Source organism: Ruania suaedae (assembly GCF_021049265.1).
Taxonomy (GTDB): Bacteria; Actinomycetota; Actinomycetes; order Actinomycetales; family Beutenbergiaceae; genus Ruania; species Ruania suaedae.
On record NZ_CP088018.1, the window covers coordinates 1,558,712 to 1,573,760 of the forward strand.

Sequence of the window (15,049 nt, forward strand, 5' to 3'; positions counted from 1 at the left end):
CAGTCATCGGAAGAAGATCCGCCGTTCGCCTCACCTCGGAGAAAAGGCTAGATGGTGAGGATTGGTTAGGCGGGGCTCTACGCAACGCGGCGCTCGATGTGCTTGTTTTGGAAATTCGACAATAGCGAGCTAGTGACACAGGCCACATAATGAGATACCGTGTATACCACGGGGCACGGCACAAATAGACGGGGACGCTCCCGTGACGTCATCCATTTGAGCGTCCCCGAAGGAGGGGAAGCATGCGACGAGCATTATGGGCGATCCTGTCGACAGTAGCACTTGCTGTCGGCCTATTGGCGGTGGGATCCCCACCCGCTTCAGCATGGACATCAAACGGTTGCACGTGGGAATCAACGACGATCAGATACAATATCAGTTCCGGTTCGTGGGCCACAGCGGTAGCGCAATGGAATGCGGCAGCCGTCCCCACGTACTTTGACTACTCCACATCGTCAGCGAGGGTGGGACTCGGAACCGCAAATAATTCGAGCGTCTCCTGGGATGGCTTGACGGGACTTACTTGTAGTGGGGGAACTACCACATATGCCACGGCCGTCATCAATGGAGCCTACACCGACAGTTACAGCAACTATAAACTGCGCAGTGTAACGGCACATGAACTTGGACATGTTCTCGGCCTTGACGAAACGTCAGGGTGTCGCTTGATGCATCCTACGACTGAAGTCCGATACTCGTCGTGCGGTATTTCCAGCCCAGGTTCGGACGAGGTCAATGGAATCAATGCATTGTACTGACAGCACACGAAAACTACTTCAATGCCCCGGGGGGGATCAGCAATGAAGTGCAGCGTATTCGGTAGAATCGCCGGCATCGGATCAGCAGTCGCGTTCTCATTGATCATTTCGTCGTGTTCGACGACTCCCGACACTGCGGTCCTCGATGCTAGTTGGGCGGACGCGCATTCCTCGCTTGAGGAGATGACTACAAGTTCCGACCTGGTAGTCCGGGGCACAATTGTTGGTGTCGAAGATTCGGGGACCATAAGCTCCGACGTATCCGAGATACCCTACACCGACTACCTTCTCAGGGTCTCCGATGCGCTCCATGGGGAATCCGCAGCAGAGAGCATCGTAGTGCGACAGACCGGAGGGGAATTCGAGGGAGTAAGTTTCGAAGTTGAGGATTATCCCATGATGCGCGCCGGCGCCGAATACATACTGTTTGTAACGGAATTCGAGCCCGGGCACTACCGAATCAACGGCGGTCCGACAGGGCGTCTTTTGGTCCAAGAGGGCGGCTCAATTACTCATCTGCCTGGGAGTCTCATCTCGCCTGCAGATCTACCCGAAACGCTCACTCAGGCCGAAGCTGAAATTTTCGATCCTGCCTAGTTCAAGCAGTTCGGTATAATCACGAGCAAGTTGAGGCTGGTGCTCAGCGAGCAGGCCGATACTGCTCCCGTCTTGCCGACTAAGGTCGGCGCTAGTAGCGCTATGGCAACAGGGGAATGGACGCACCGATTGCCACGACTGTAGAAATACGATGGACTCCTTTAGTTGTTGGGCTTAGGCGGAAGAACCGGTCCTCGGCGGTCCGGGCGGCCCGATGGATGCGAAGCTTCAGCGGACTGCACGACGTCTGCGCTGACTCCGGTTAAATCTAGGAACGGTAATGCGCGAGCGTCAGAGTACTGGCCATTGTTGTGAGATGCGGAAAGCCTGTCACCAGTCTCTTTAGGTCGAACAGACATCGGTCAATTTCAACGTTGCTGTAGTACGAACAGTCCGGCGGGCGGGGCCACGTATGGCAATGCTTCGCCGCGGCGGCAGTGGTTGGCTTCGTCGCTGTGGTTGGCGGCTGCGAACGCCCCGTCTGGGTCCAGCAGTGCGGGCATGTGGTGGTCGGCGTGGTCGCGCCACCAGACGCTCATGCCGGTGGCGGGGTCGAGTCGTAGGTGTTCCCAGGCGCGCCAGAGTGGTGGTGAGGCCTTCGCGGGCTGCGACGAGCTTGTCAAAGACGTCGGGTCGGAAGACCCTCAGGGCCTCCAAGCCCATGACGTCCACAAGCTCGACCTGCGTCCCCAGGGTGCGGGTGGTCGCCCGAACGGCTGCGCTGTACCGGCTAATGTCACGCATGTTCGAGACCAACGGGCGGATGATCTCGACCAGCACGTCGGGCCAGACCGACTCGTTGAACCGTTTTAGCGCACCCAGGTCCTCCACCGCGGCCTGCAGCGACTCACCAAGGAGCCGCAGAATTACCGACGCCGGCACCGGCGGCACGTCAAAGCTGAGCTGAACGATTTTTTCCAGGTAAGCCCGGCCGTCGAACCCGGACTGCGTGAGGGCGGCTTCCACGCGTTGCCTGTCGAAGGCGAGGACGTAGATGATGTTCGGGAAGCTCGCCGTAAGCCGCACGAGCTTGAAGATGTCGCGGATCTCGGTGGACTCGAGCCGGTCGATATCGTCAACGACGACCACGATCGGCTGCGGCAACTTGGCAAGCTCTGCGGACAGCTTGTTGCGCTGTTCTGTGACGCTGCCCTTCCTGCGCTCCTGAAACTCGTGGAGCGCTTTGGCCGCGCCCCGGAACCTGGCGAACCACGCGCCGATGAACGGGAGCGCCGCGATCGGCTCGAACAGTTCGCCGTAGCTGTCGACCGATTCGGCAATCTTGGCGAGGCGGTCGCCCTTGAGGCGCATCTGGGCAGCCAGTTCGCGGAAGAAGACCTGGACCAGCTCGTCCGAGCCGGAGAACACCCACGGGTTGAACTCAATGGCGGGATAGGTCGGGTCCTTGGCGAGTGCCTCCATGACTAAGTTGACGATGGAGGTCTTTCCTGAGCCCCACGGACCGACGACAGCGACGACGTATCCCTCCGATGCGTCAACATCACGGATGCCGTCGGCGATGGTGATCGCCCCAGAGGCCCGCTTGAGCAGATCCTGGTCAGCTTTCCGGATCGGGTTGTCCCCCACGTTCGCCATGGCAACACCCTTGCATGATGGCCAGACACTTCCCCGTGAATCGTCGTCGACGCAGGAGCACTGAGAGCGGTCGCATGAACGAGCGAGCCGCTCGTGGGCCGCGTCCTTTCGCCGCGAGTGACTGTGAAGATGAGCAACCGCTCGACGCCGTGCTCCGTACCACCGCCGCAGGTGCAGTGGCCGTTGGGGGATCCGCTTGCGGCGATCATCGAAGCCGGCTGGGCCGAGCCGTAATCGGCCGCCGTCGCAGGCCCTGCTCTACGACACCAGCTCGATGTCAGACCCTCCATGCATACTCAGGCTGTCCGGAGGAGGGCCCATGTCCGAGAAGCAGTACCGCGACAAGATCGCGACCATCAAGAAGCAGCAGGCGATCGAGGAGAAGGCGATGGCCAAAGCGCGCTCCGCCGCTGCCAAGCATCGCGCCGACGGAGCCAAGGAAGTCGCCAAGATCAGCGCTCGAACCAGTGAGTCGATGGCCCGCACGTACCGACGCAATGCCGAGAGCGCCGAGAGCAAGGCCGCCAGAGAGGACACGAAGGTCTCTGCTGCTTCCAACAAGCTGGGTAACCTCGCGAAGGACCTAGCGAACGCTCAAACGAATCTTGACCGGGAAACACAGGCTGCTGCCCGGCGCGAAGAAGCCAAGCGAAAGGCCGACGCTCGGGCCGCGGACCAGGCAGACGCTCGGCGGCGCCAGGCCGAGAAGAACCACGCCCGGGAGGTGGCGCGCCTCTCGCGCCCCACCGTGCGATACGTGCATGAGCTGCGGACCGTCCCGGCGCCTAAGGTTGAGCAGTTGCGTGTGCTCTACCTCACCGCCAATCCCGAGCAGAACCTGCGGACCGACGCAGAGGTGCGCGGCGTACAAGACCAGGTCCGCCGGGCATTGCATCGGGATCGCATCACGATCGACTACCGCCCAGCTGCCACCGCAGAGGACTTGATCGCCGGACTCAATGATCTGCGGCCTCATGTTGTGCACTTCTCGGGCCACGCCGGTGACGCCGCTTTGCTGTTCGATAACGGCAGCGTGGAAGCTCCAGAGGGCCGGGACGTGCCATACGGGCTTCTCGCCCGGGCCCTGGGCGCGACGGATGTCCCTCCGGTACTGGTCGTGCTTAACGGCTGCGACACCCTCGCTGGTGCAGATGTGCTCTTGGAGTCGACCGCCGTGGTTGTGGCAACGGCCTCGTCGATCAGTGACTTGGCAGCCTCCGTGTTCGCCGCGAAATTCTATGCAGCCATTGCCGCTGCCCAAACCATCGATGCAGCGGTCGATCAGGGAAGTGTCTCCGTGGATCTGGCCGGTCTCGATGAGGGCTGGAAGCTCGATGTGCTGACCCGCACAGATGTTGACACCGCCCAGCGCGTTCTCGTCCAGGTATCCAGCGTTGACTGAGCGCCTGCCACTAGTCATTCTCTCCGTAAGCCGCAACCCAAGTGGCTCGGCGAGTGATCCTCTGCGGGACGTCACGACTGTCCTTGCGGACCCGCGTGCGCTGCGGCGGGTTTTCAGCAGGGGCAGAGTCAATGGATAGATATACGCTCAGCCGCCGCTCGGAGACTCCTCTACCGAACGGGCTATTTCCGTTATACGATTTGTCCATGGTCAGTGACGAGCAGATCCAGAAGTGGGCAGACGAGGCCGAAGCTGGTTATGACGTCGAGGAGTTGAAGCGTCGCGGACGCGGTCGCCCCGGTCGCGGGGCTGAGCCGATGCAGGTCGTTGCCGTGCGCCTCACTGCCGAGGAGATCGCAGCCTTGGACGCGCAGGCCGAGCGGGAGCACCTGTCGCGTTCGGAGGCGATCCGGCGTGCCCTTGCGGCGTTCGCGGCGTGAGAGTCCACGCCAGCGCACTCAAGCACGGGATATTGCCCGAAGAAGCGGTCCAGGCAGCCGACTGGTCCCAGTGGATCGAGCCGCTTGAGGAAGATGACTGGCCGCACCGTGAGTTGCGGCTCGGATTCGATACACGGGCTCGCTTGCTCGAGACCGTTGTGCTGGTCTTTGAGAGTGGTGAGGAGATGGTGATCCACGCCATGCTCGCCAGAAGACAGTTCTGGGACCTGCTGCCGTAGGCGCCCTCGTTCCTGCAACGAAGCGGGCGTGCGTCCCGGTGAGGGATCCTCTTGCGGTGATCGACGTGGGCGAGAGGACAGCGCAGAGGCACCTACCCGGACAGACAAGTGTACTTGTCAATCTGACAAGTACACACTACGGTCTAGAAATGAACGACTTCACCAAGCGTGAGCGGGTCGGCCTGGCCGCGAGCTTCGCGCTCTTCGTGGCACTAGCAGCCGTCGGCATCGCCCTGTTTAACGTCCTGAGGCCGTTGTCCCCGTGGGTGGGCGCCCCGCTCGGGGTTGCCGCGACCGCGTCGCTCGCGGCATTCGTGGCGATCACGGTCCGCGCGACCCGCCGGCAGGACAACGAGGGAGTCGAACGCGAGGTAGCCGCGCAAGCCTCCATGGTCACTGTGCTCGTCGTCGTGATCGCTGGCTTCGGCTACAGCCTGCTCGAAGCGTTCGCCGGAGTGCCCCGGCTTACCGCGGCAGTGATGTCCGCCTTCGCCGGCCTGGTCTGGATGTCCAGCTGGACGTGGCTCAGCAAGCGCTTCGAGTGATCACCAACCGGCTGCACGTCCTGCGGGCTGAGCGCCGCTGGAGCCAGGCGGAGCTGGCTCGCCGGGCTCATGTCTCTCGTCAGACCATCGTCTCCCTGGAGAACGGTCGGTTCGAGCCGAGCCTCAAACTTGCGCTACGTCTCGCGGCCGTCTTCGCTCGCCCAATCGAGGAGATCTTCACGCCCGACCCGGAAGACCTCGCCCTCATTGATGTCCCAGATCGCCAGTAGCCGATCGGGTCGCGGGATGATCAGTGCGGCGGTCCGACGCGCGTAGCGCGACTAACCGGTAGCCTCCACGCACCAGACATCGAGCGAAGGGGGCTACAACGATGCGGGCGAAGCAGCGGGCAGGCGTACTCGCGGCACTATTCGTCGCCGCCACCATGGGCGGCTGCACCACGAACGAGGACGCACAGGCGGTGGAGAGCACGCCGACGCAGCCGGCCACGCAGTCCCAGGAGATTCCGGCGGACGCTCCTGGCGCGGATGAGCCGATGGACGATGCTGCGATCTGCACCGCTTACGGCGATGTGATGACGATCGTGGAGAACGCCGACCTGGGCCTCGATGACGGCCGGATGGAGGCGCAGGAGCATGAGGGCTGGTACCGGCTGGCCACGCGCGTGCTCGATCGCTTGCCCTCAGGTGAGGGAAGTGCAGTCCGGCAAGCGATCGCCGAGCTGCAAGAGGTCGCCCCCGCTATCTCGCTCGGTGCGGGCGAAGGTCCGAGCGGTGTGCAGTCAACCGAGTGGCACGAAGCCCAAGGAGCCCTCGGCGACGCCTGCGACGACCTCGGCGTCCCGTTGAGCACCAGCGTCTTCACCGGCGGATAGCCCCGGCCAAGTGCTCACACACGTCTTGGCGCGCGACAAGGGGTGTGTGCTGGTAGCACACATCTCTTGCAGATCCGCTAGGCTTGTGTGGTGGAGATGCACGAGAGAAACCTAGTGCCGGTGTCCCAGGCTGCCCAGAGGATGGGCGTGAGCCGCCAGCGCATCATGCAGCGGATCCACAACAAGTCGGTGCGGGGGCAGAAGATCGGCAACCAGTGGGTCGTCGATGCTTCCACACTCCGCCCGCCCAGCGCGGCTCGTCCGCTTTCATCGCGAATGGCCTGGGCGCTAGCCGGTGCGCCGGTCCACCTGGCACCGGAGGAGCGCAGACGCACCAGAGACCGGATCAAGCGCCTGGAGGAGCAGCCGAAGAGGGATCGGGCCAGGCTGATCCAGTCCTGGTTGGCCAAGAGGGGCGAGCTATTCTCGCTAGAGGTCAACCCCAATGACCTGGCCGAGCTGCGTGGCGACGACCGCCTCCTTCTCAGTGGCATTTCCGACCCTCGCGCTGGACTGTCATCAGGTCGTCAGCTGGAGGCCTACATCCCCAAGGAGGCCCTCCAAAGCTTCGCTGATGACTACTTCATCGATCTCGAAGCGCGACCGAGCAGCCCGAACGTGCTGCTCCGGGTCGTGCACAGCCCGAGCCCGCCCGAGATGGCACCGGACCCCCATTGGGGCCCGCGGGACGGCGTGGCGATTGCGCCCTTACTGCTCTCGATCACCGATCTGCTGGATCGCCAAGGCACATCCCGAGAGAACCATGCCGCAATGGAGATGATGGAGAACTTGTGGCAGTAGCGATGCCAGCGATGGTGCCGGCGCAAGAGCAGGGCTGGCTGGCCTTGTTCCAGATCGGTGAGCGCATGCCCTCGGGATGGGCACTGGTCGGCGGTCAGCTCACCCACCTGCACTGCGCCGAGCGCGGCGTGACGCCGCCGCGGCCCACGACCGACCTGGACGTGGTCATGGACGTGCGTCAGCACCCCAACTCTCTGATGGACTTCACCACAGTGCTCGTCGATCTCGGCTTTGAGAGCGTCGGCGTGAGCCCGGAGGGTTTCCAGCACCGGTTCAAGCGCGGCGATGCGCTCATCGACGTGCTCATCCCACGCCATCTAATCTAGGGGAGCGAGCCGAGACGCGCCGCGGGGCAACAGGCTCTCCAACCGTCCCTGCCCCTGGGAGTCAGCAGGCCCTCCGCAGGACGGAGCGCATCGAGTTGGACGTCGCTGGCACTGTCGGTTCGGTTCTTCGGCCCAGCCTGCTCGGTGCGCTCGTGGCCAAGGCTTCTACGACGCAGATCATCATCGACAAGAACCCCACCCGACACATCGAGGACTTCTGCGTCCTCGCCTCGATGCTCTCCACCTCCGACCTGCGCGCGGAGATGGAGAAGCTCGACGTCGATCGGTTGGGGAACATGGTCGCCCGAGCTATCGACTCTGGACTCATCGAGCAGAACCCGGGGGCCAACCGCGGGATCAACATGCTGCGCGTCGCGTTGCGCCGCCTCCCGAACCGCTCCGGCAGCAGTTCGGACGACTCCCGGGTCGCCTGAGTGCGATGCGGGGGTACGGCGGGGGCAGTTCAGGGCCCCGCCTCAAGGAGTCGCCGCTGACGGATCGTTCACTGGTAGCGCGCTGCGGGCCAGCGCCAGCCTCGATGCTCGTGGCCGCTGCGCGTTCAGGCCCGCGACTCCGGGGCAGCCAGCGTGGCCAGATGATGCAGTGAATCGGCGAGACGTTCGGGCCCTATCGGCGGGAACCGCAGGTAGTCGTGGACGGACTGCGGCACCGCCGTCCAGTCGTAGGTGAGCGTCACCTCGGTCTGTGACGGACTGACGGGAACCAGGTCGTAACGCCAGAACCAACCGCCGAACTCGAGTTGGCCGTCGCCTGCGGGGGCGTGCCCGGTCAGCCAACCGATGGCGCGCGGTGGGTCGAGCACGTGGACCTTGTTGAACGTCCGATAGTCACCTTCTGGATGATCAGGATGATTCATACCCATCCGGAAGATTTGCCCCACCTTCGTCAGCCGCGCCTGGTCCACGGCCTCCACGACCCGGCCGGTGCCGTCGGTCGCTCGGCTCCTTCCGTCGATCGCCGCGTGCGTCGTCGGGTCTGCCAGTACGGCAAATACCCTGTGGGCGGACGCAGTGACCGTGAGAGTTGCGCTCACACTCTTCTGGCACACGGCGTACACGCTCCCTCATCATCTCGACCGAGAACTTAGCTTCCCCGAGAGCGAAGCCCCCGTGACTAGACCACGCGCAGGACCGCGGCGGCCGATCACCGTGACGGCCACACCCAGGCGGGACGATCCAGTGGCCCTTCCTGACCGTCGATGCGGGTCTCGCCGAGGTCTTTCACCAGGTGCACGTGCTCGGCATCCGGTGCCAGGGCCTCCTGCAGGGCAGCGGCGTGGGTGACCACGACGAGCTGGGTCTCCTCCGCCGCCCGGCGCATCAGGGTGGCCAGTGGCCCGAGGAGGCTGGGATGCAGGCTGGTCTCGGGTTCGTTGAGCACCATCAGTTGCGGCGGACGCGGAGTGAGCAGAGCCGCGGCCAGCATCAGATAGCGCACCGTGCCGTCGGAGAGCTCGGGAGCGCGCAGCGGGCGGAGCATCCCGGGCTGGTGCAGGAGGACCGAGAACCTGCCGGCGCTGACGTCGATCCCGATGCGGCTACCGGGAAAGGCCTCGTCGACGGCCGAATGCAGCAGGTCGGCCCGTCCGATCTCCTCGATCGTGGCCAGGGCGCTGGGCAGGTCGCTCCCGTCGGCGGCCATCACCGGCGTGCGGGTGCCCACCACCCCTGCTCGTGCCGGTGCCGCTGCGTCGGTGCGCAGGTGATCGTAGAAGCGCCAGCCCCGCAGCGATTCGCGCAGCCTCAGCAGCTCCGGCGCCTGGTGCGGGTCCGCCAGCGCGGTGACGCACGAGTCCGAGGCTGCCAGCGCGGCCGTCATCTCCTGCCAGCCGGCCTCGGTGCGGGTGCTCACGAGCGGGCCCTTGCGGCGGACCAGCTGTGCCGCGGGCCGCGCGACCGGTCCGGCCCAGACCGTCTCGGTCTTGATCTCCGGGTCGAGCGCGAATCGGGTCTGGGTCCCGTCCGGGCGCGGCAGCCCCAGGTCCATCGCGTAGCTCAGCTCGTCCGAGGCGAAGCCGAGTTGGAGGCGGACCGGGCCGGACCGGCGGGTCCCCTGCACGGGCACCGCGCCGCTGCGCATCGTTGCACTGAGATGCGCCGGACCGGCCCACATCGTCGAGCCCAGGCCGCCCTCGGTGGCCAGCGCACCGATCGCAGTGCCGCGGGCGGCGTCGGCGAGCAGCCTCAACGCGCGGTACAGGCTGGACTTCCCGGTGCCGTTGGCGCCCGTGACAACCGTCAGCGGGCCTAGTGGCAGCACGACGTCGAGCAGGGAGCGATAGCCCTGGACGGCCAGCGTGGTCAGCATGGGCACACCTTAGGCACGCTGTCCGACAGCCTCCTCGGTTGTCAGCTCCACCCTGGCGACCCGGAGGATCTCGACCGCGGCGACGGTGACGCCGTCCGGGGTCGCGCGTACCGAGGGATCCACCCAGACGCCGTCGGCTGCGCGGCGGGGCAGGATCTCCAGTCGCACCCCATGGGTCAGGGCGGCGTCCTGGTGGTCGCTGAGGTCGATGTCCCAGGCCCGCCCGTGCCAGAAGTGGTCGCTGACGAGGGTCTCGCCGATCCAGGCACGAGCGACATCGCCCTGCAGGTGCACCCGCAGCAGGGTCCGGTGGGCGGCGAACGACTCGGGCGGCACCTGCACCCGCACCTGGGCCGCGGAGGAGTAGTCGGTGGGTGCGGACAGCCGCCGGGACGAGCCGCCCCGGCGCGGCACCGGCGCGACGCCGTGCTCCGGGTGCAGGTCGCGCGCGACCGGTGCGTGCCCGGCCTCGGTGTGAACCAACCAGCGACCCCACCGGCCCGAGGTCGCGCCCTCGGTCACGCCGGGGCCCGCCAGAGCGCCCGGGGGAGGGGAGATGGCCACCTCGGTGACCGGCTCGTCGGGGTGGAGCACCAGCGAGCCGCCGACGGCGTAGCAGGGGGCCGCGCTGAGCACGAGCCGCTCCCGGCCGGCCACCTCGAGCACGTACAGCCGGTCGGCGCTCGCCTCGTCGAGGACGAGGACGCGGCTTCCGGGCAGCTCGATCTCGCACTCGGGACCGGGCGGCGCGCTCAGCCGGACGAGGGTGTGGCCACCGCGGTGCTCGGTGGTTGCCGGCCCGTGGACCGCCACCGTCCCGGCCAGCTCGAGGACGGCCGGGACGCCGTCGGTGGCCATCAGCACCACCACCTCGGTGCCGTCCTCCTCGCTCACGCGCGTCAACAACGAGGCGCTGGCGCTGCGCAGCAACTGCCCACCCGGCAGCGGGAGGTTCACGGGCCACGCCACGCTCACCCCCGTCGGGAGATCGACGGGCACCGGCGGGGCGAGGACGGTCTCCTCGCTGAGCCGCACGGGCACCTGGACGGATGCGCGTGCCGGCAGGGGGCGGTGGGCCGGACCGTGCGTGCTCAGGAAGAGATATGCGCTGCGCCCGTCGGTGCGCACCGATTCCAGCGAGCCCTCGGCAGTGACCTGTGCGGTCATCGCGGCGAGGCGATGACCATCGGCGTGCAGCCACAGGTGCTGGCGGCGTAGGAGGTGGTGGTGGGCACGGACCTGGCCGTGCTCGCCGATCGGGGCATGGAAGTCGTAGCTCAGGGCGGGGACGTCGTTGGGGTAGTCGGTGGCATGGGATTCCTGCTCGCTCCCGTGCGGGCCCACGCGCTGGGTGCCTCCGGCGTACATGTAGTAGCCCTGCCATACCGAGCCGCTGCCGAGCTTGGCCATTGCCAAGGCTGCCACATCCTCGGGCGGCACCAAGGGGCGGCGGTGGTAGGCCACGTGCATCCCGCCACCGAGCTCGCAGGTGGCGAACGGCGTGGTCGGTTGCTGAGCCACTCTCGCTCCCGGTGCGGCGCTCGCGAACGCCTCCCGCACATCGGCCCCGACGCTGAGGTCGTCGCGCTCACTCGTGAAGCGGAAGTGGTGGTCGACGAACGGCGGCCAGGGGGTGTCGGCCTCCTCCCAGAAGCCGTCCGCGTAACCGGAGTAGACCGCCAGCAGTGACGGTGGCACCTGCGCACCGCCCCATCCGGTGGCTGTCCACAGCGGCACCTCGATCCCACAGTCGCGGGCCATGGCCTGCAGGGTAGCCAAGTGTTCGGGCTGGTCGTACAGCTCGTTCTCCACCTGGATGCCGATCACCGGCCCGCCGTCCACGACGCTCAGGCCCTCGAGCTGGGCCGCGATCTGCTCATAGAAGGGCCGCACGAGGGCCAGGTACGCGGGATCGTCGGTGCGGGTGCGCAGGCCGCGCTCGACCAGCCAGTCGGGGAAGCCCCCGTGACGGGACTCCCCGTGGGCCCAGGGCCCGATCCGCACCACCGACTCCAGGCCATAGTGCTGGGCCAGCTGCACGAAGGCGCGCAGGTCGCGGTTGCCCTCCCAGGTGAAGAAGCCGGGCTCGGGTTCGTGGGCGTTCCAGAACACATAGGTGGCGACGGCGTCCAGCCCTCCTGCCCGCGCATGCCCCAGCACCTCGCCCCAGCGATGGCGGGGCAGGCGGGAATAGTGGATCTCCCCGGAGACCGGCAGCCACGGCCGTCCCTCGCGCTCCAGCCAGCCCTCGAGGACCCTGATGTCGGTCATCGCAGCATCTCCCGTACCGTCTCGATCGTGTCGGCGTCGGCGACCGCCTTGTCCTCGCGATAGTGCTTCACCCGGGCGAACCGTAGCGCGACGCCGCCGGGATAGCGGGTCGAGCGTTGCACCCCGTCCACGGCGATCTCGACCACGAGCTCGGGGCGGACCCGAACCCATGCCTCCGTGCGTTCGGTGGCGATCGTCTGGAGGTGCTCCGTCTGCCACCGCAGCAGCGCGTCGGTGAGCCCCTTGAAGGTCTTGCCGACCATGACCAACCCGCCGGCGGATCCGAACTGCCCGGAGGGATCGCGCGCCCCGAGGTGCAGGTTGGAGAGCCAGCCGGTGCGGCGGCCGTAGCCCCATTCGGCACCGATAACCACGAGATCGAGGGTGTGCACGGGCTTCACCTTCAGCCACTCCGAGCCGCGCCGCCCGGCGGTGTAGCGGGAGTCGGTGCCCTTGACCACCACCCCCTCGTGGCCCGCGTCGAGGGACTGGGACATGACCTGCTCGGCCTCGGCCGGATCGTCCGTGATCACCCCGGGCACCAGCAGCTCGCCGACCACCCGTTCGAGCTCGCTCAGCCGCTGCTCGAGCGGCTCGTCGATGAGGTCGCGGCCGTCGACGTGCAGCAGGTCGAAGAACCACGGGCGCAGCACGACCTCACCGGCGTCACTGCCGAACCGGGCCATGGAGTCCTGGAACGGGCGGGGGTCGCCCTCCTCGGTGAGCGCGAGCGTCTCACCGTCCAGGATCAGCTCCTGCGCCGGGAGCGCCCGGACCGCCTCGACGATCTCGGGCAGCCGGTCGGTCACCTCGGCCAGACTGCGGGTGAAGATCTGCACCTGCTCACCCTGCCGGTGCACCTGGATCCGGGCGCCGTCGAGCTTGGCCTGCACGCTGCAGCGGCCGAGCGTCCCGACCGCCTCCGCTGCACTGACGGCGGTGCCGGCCAGCATGGGCAGCACCGGTGTCCCCACCCGCAGCCCCACCTCGGTGAGGTCCTCGCCGGCACCTGCCAGGCGCGCCGTCTCACCGACGTCTCCGGTGAGCATGGCCGCTCGCCTGACCGTCGCCACCGGGAGGTCGTAGGCACGGGCGAGGGCGTCGGTGAGCACCCCGTCCAGGGCTCCGGTACGCATGTCCCCGAGCATCACCCGGACGAGGAAGTCCTGCTCGGGCGAGGTCGCGCGGCCGAGCATGCCGTGCAGCAGCTCCGCCCGCCGGGCCTGCGATCCGGCGCCGATGGTGCCCGCCAGCTCGGTCAGCACCTCATCCACCTCGAGGACGGTGAGGCGCGCCTCGGCTGCGGGTTCGGGCTGGACCGACTTCAGGGTGCGCCATCCGATCCCGATCCGGCCCTGCCGCACGCGCCCCAGCAGCATGCCGACGGCGGGGGCCACTTCCTCCGGTCCCAACCGGCTGAGCAGACTCGACAGTGCCTCGACCTTGGCCAGGCGCGAGCGGGTGGCGGAGACGGTGCTCGTGGCGGCCTCGAGCTCGGCGATGAGGGTGGGGGTCACGAAATCAGTCTGGCATCGTGGGGCGACATCCGGCTGTGCGGCGCTACTCCACCAGCTCGTTGACCCGCTCGTTCACCTCCGCCAGGGTGGAGGCCTCGCGGTCCCCGATGTAGATCTCATCCATGATCGGTGCCACGAGCGCCTGGATCGAGCCGTAGCCGTCGGTGACCGGAAAGTAGAGGGTGTGGCCCTCGTCGACGAGGTCGGTGAACGGGGAGACGTCGATCCCGCGCTCCTCGAAGGCCGCGATCGCCGCCTCGGTGCCTGCCGGCCGCGCCGGGAAGACGACCGCCGCCTCGCCGACGATCACCTGGCACTCCTCCGAGCCGAGGAATGCGACCAGTTCGGCCGCCTCCTGCGGGTGCTCGGTCTGGGCGCTGATGGAGTCGGCGAGCCCGTTGTACATCGACACCGGGTGGCCGACCGGCCCGGCCGGCACCGGAGCGATACCGAGCTCGATGTCCTCGAGATTGGCGTAGGTGTTGAGCATCCACGAGCCGTTCGGCGACAGGGCTGCCTGGCCTGAACCGAGCGCCTGTTGCGGGTTCGGGTCGCTGCCGATCTGTTCGTAGGGGGCCATGTAGCCCTTGTCGACGAGGTCGAACAGCCAGGTCAGCGACTCGTGCAGCCGCGGGTCGTCGTAGTAGTACTCATCGCCCCACACGTCCGCGTTCGTGAACTCCCAGCCGGTCGAGCCCGCCAGCCACGACCACGCCGTCTGGCCCTCGGCTCCTCCCGACCCGTTCGAGGCGAGCCCGTAGGTGACCACGTTGTCCGGATCGAAGCCGTCCTCGTCGCCGCGCACGCCGTTCGCGTCCACCGTCAGCCGGGCGATGACGTCCTCGAACGTTCCGCCGTCCTCGGGGTTCCAGGTGAGCTCGGACAGATCCTCCGGAGTCAGCCCCGCCTCCTCGATCGTGTCGACGTCGTAGAAGATCGCCACCGTGTCGAAGTCCTTGGGGCTGCCGTACTGCCCCCCGTCGGTCCCCACCCACAGCTGCGCCAGGCCCTCCTGGAACTCGGCGTCGGCGATGTCGGCGGTGGGCTCCAGCGTGTTCAGGTCGAGCAGGAGGTCGCGCTGGACGTACTCGGGGTACCGGGTCAGGTGGTCGGTGAAGACGTCGGGCCCGGCCCCGGCCACGAATCCGGCGGTGATCTTCTGCCAGTAGTCGTCGAAGCCGTACTGGCTGATCCGGACGTCGATGTCGGGATGGGAGGCCTCGAACGCCTCGATGCACTGCTGGTAGGCAGGCAGCTGGTTGGCGTCCCAGAGCCAGTAGTCGAGTGCGACACCGTCGTCCGTGACCGCCGTGCTGCAGCCCGCGGCTGCCGTGAGCGCCGCGGCCACGCCGGCCGCCGCCGCTGCTCGCGTTCGTGTGCGCATGCTCATCTCC

General features: G+C 66.8%; 16 protein-coding genes and 2 pseudogenes. 11 read left to right on the forward strand and 7 right to left on the reverse strand.

Annotated features, from left to right (window positions below):
* Positions 1–242: 242 nt before the first annotated feature.
* Together LQF12_RS16485 and LQF12_RS07185 are read left to right on the forward strand one after the other, a co-directional pair.
* Positions 243–758, forward strand: a complete 516-nt coding sequence (locus tag LQF12_RS16485; RefSeq protein WP_354004704.1) for a matrixin family metalloprotease — start codon at positions 243–245, stop codon at positions 756–758.
* A 396-nt stretch (positions 759–1,154) separates the two neighbouring features.
* Positions 1,155–1,355 carry a hypothetical protein gene (locus LQF12_RS07185; RefSeq protein WP_231055284.1) on the forward strand — a complete coding sequence of 67 codons (201 nt, stop codon included), beginning with the start codon at positions 1,155–1,157 and terminating at the stop codon, positions 1,353–1,355.
* Positions 1,356–1,723: 368 nt separating this feature from the next.
* Here LQF12_RS07185 and LQF12_RS07190 read toward each other — a convergent pair.
* Together LQF12_RS07190 and LQF12_RS07195 are read right to left on the reverse strand one after the other, a co-directional pair.
* Positions 1,724–1,939: pseudogene (locus LQF12_RS07190) on the reverse strand (DUF4913 domain-containing protein); the annotation flags it as partial.
* A gap of 121 nt (positions 1,940–2,060) precedes the next feature.
* Positions 2,061–2,951, reverse strand: a pseudogene (locus LQF12_RS07195) (KAP family P-loop NTPase fold protein); the annotation flags it as partial.
* A gap of 319 nt (positions 2,952–3,270) precedes the next feature.
* On the opposite strand from LQF12_RS07195, the gene LQF12_RS07200 reads away from it, so the two are divergent.
* The 9 genes from LQF12_RS07200 to LQF12_RS07240 all read left to right on the forward strand — a co-directional run bounded on the left by LQF12_RS07200 (position 3,271) and on the right by LQF12_RS07240 (position 7,973).
* A complete protein-coding gene (locus tag LQF12_RS07200; protein WP_231055285.1) occupies positions 3,271–4,353 on the forward strand; it encodes a CHAT domain-containing protein in 1,083 nt (360 codons plus the stop codon).
* A gap of 206 nt (positions 4,354–4,559) precedes the next feature.
* Positions 4,560–4,793 carry a ribbon-helix-helix protein, CopG family gene (locus LQF12_RS07205; protein ID WP_231055286.1) on the forward strand — a complete coding sequence of 78 codons (234 nt, stop codon included), beginning with the start codon at positions 4,560–4,562 and terminating at the stop codon, positions 4,791–4,793.
* Positions 4,790–5,032: a toxin gene (locus LQF12_RS07210; RefSeq protein ID WP_231055287.1), complete on the forward strand. Its 243-nt coding sequence runs from the start codon at positions 4,790–4,792 to the stop codon at positions 5,030–5,032. Before LQF12_RS07205 ends, LQF12_RS07210 begins: the two co-directional genes overlap by 4 nt.
* Positions 5,033–5,181: 149 nt before the next feature.
* A complete protein-coding gene (locus tag LQF12_RS07215; RefSeq protein ID WP_231055288.1) occupies positions 5,182–5,577 on the forward strand; it encodes a hypothetical protein in 396 nt (131 codons plus the stop codon).
* A complete protein-coding gene (locus tag LQF12_RS07220; protein ID WP_435531225.1) occupies positions 5,574–5,807 on the forward strand; it encodes a helix-turn-helix transcriptional regulator in 234 nt (77 codons plus the stop codon). The genes LQF12_RS07215 and LQF12_RS07220 overlap by 4 nt, the downstream gene beginning before the upstream one ends.
* Before the next feature lie 101 nt (positions 5,808–5,908).
* Entirely contained in the window at positions 5,909–6,412 is a 504-nt protein-coding gene (locus tag LQF12_RS07225; RefSeq protein WP_231055289.1) for a hypothetical protein, read from the forward strand.
* A 147-nt stretch (positions 6,413–6,559) separates the two neighbouring features.
* Positions 6,560–7,213 (forward strand): hypothetical protein, encoded by a 654-nt coding sequence (locus LQF12_RS07230; protein WP_231055290.1) that lies wholly within the window; start codon positions 6,560–6,562, stop codon positions 7,211–7,213.
* 11 nt (positions 7,214–7,224) lie between these two features.
* Positions 7,225–7,539 (forward strand): hypothetical protein, encoded by a 315-nt coding sequence (locus tag LQF12_RS07235; RefSeq protein WP_231055291.1) that lies wholly within the window; start codon positions 7,225–7,227, stop codon positions 7,537–7,539.
* A 152-nt stretch (positions 7,540–7,691) separates the two neighbouring features.
* Positions 7,692–7,973, forward strand: coding sequence for a hypothetical protein (locus tag LQF12_RS07240; RefSeq protein WP_231055292.1), 282 nt, complete (start codon positions 7,692–7,694; stop codon positions 7,971–7,973).
* A gap of 125 nt (positions 7,974–8,098) precedes the next feature.
* Here the strand turns inward: LQF12_RS07240 and LQF12_RS07245 are convergent, their stop codons facing one another.
* The 5 genes from LQF12_RS07245 to LQF12_RS07265 all read right to left on the reverse strand — a co-directional run bounded on the left by LQF12_RS07245 (position 8,099) and on the right by LQF12_RS07265 (position 15,039).
* Positions 8,099–8,593 (reverse strand): SRPBCC family protein, encoded by a 495-nt coding sequence (locus LQF12_RS07245; protein ID WP_231055293.1) that lies wholly within the window; start codon positions 8,591–8,593, stop codon positions 8,099–8,101.
* A 110-nt stretch (positions 8,594–8,703) separates the two neighbouring features.
* A complete protein-coding gene (locus LQF12_RS07250) occupies positions 8,704–9,867 on the reverse strand; it encodes an AAA family ATPase (RefSeq protein WP_231055294.1) in 1,164 nt (387 codons plus the stop codon).
* A gap of 9 nt (positions 9,868–9,876) precedes the next feature.
* Positions 9,877–12,138: a beta-galactosidase gene (locus LQF12_RS07255; RefSeq protein ID WP_231055295.1), complete on the reverse strand. Its 2,262-nt coding sequence runs from the start codon at positions 12,136–12,138 to the stop codon at positions 9,877–9,879.
* Positions 12,135–13,655: an ATP-dependent DNA ligase gene (locus LQF12_RS07260; RefSeq protein ID WP_231055296.1), complete on the reverse strand. Its 1,521-nt coding sequence runs from the start codon at positions 13,653–13,655 to the stop codon at positions 12,135–12,137. Before LQF12_RS07260 ends, LQF12_RS07255 begins: the two co-directional genes overlap by 4 nt.
* A gap of 43 nt (positions 13,656–13,698) precedes the next feature.
* A complete protein-coding gene (locus tag LQF12_RS07265) occupies positions 13,699–15,039 on the reverse strand; it encodes an ABC transporter substrate-binding protein (RefSeq protein ID WP_231055297.1) in 1,341 nt (446 codons plus the stop codon).
* Positions 15,040–15,049 lie beyond the last annotated feature (10 nt).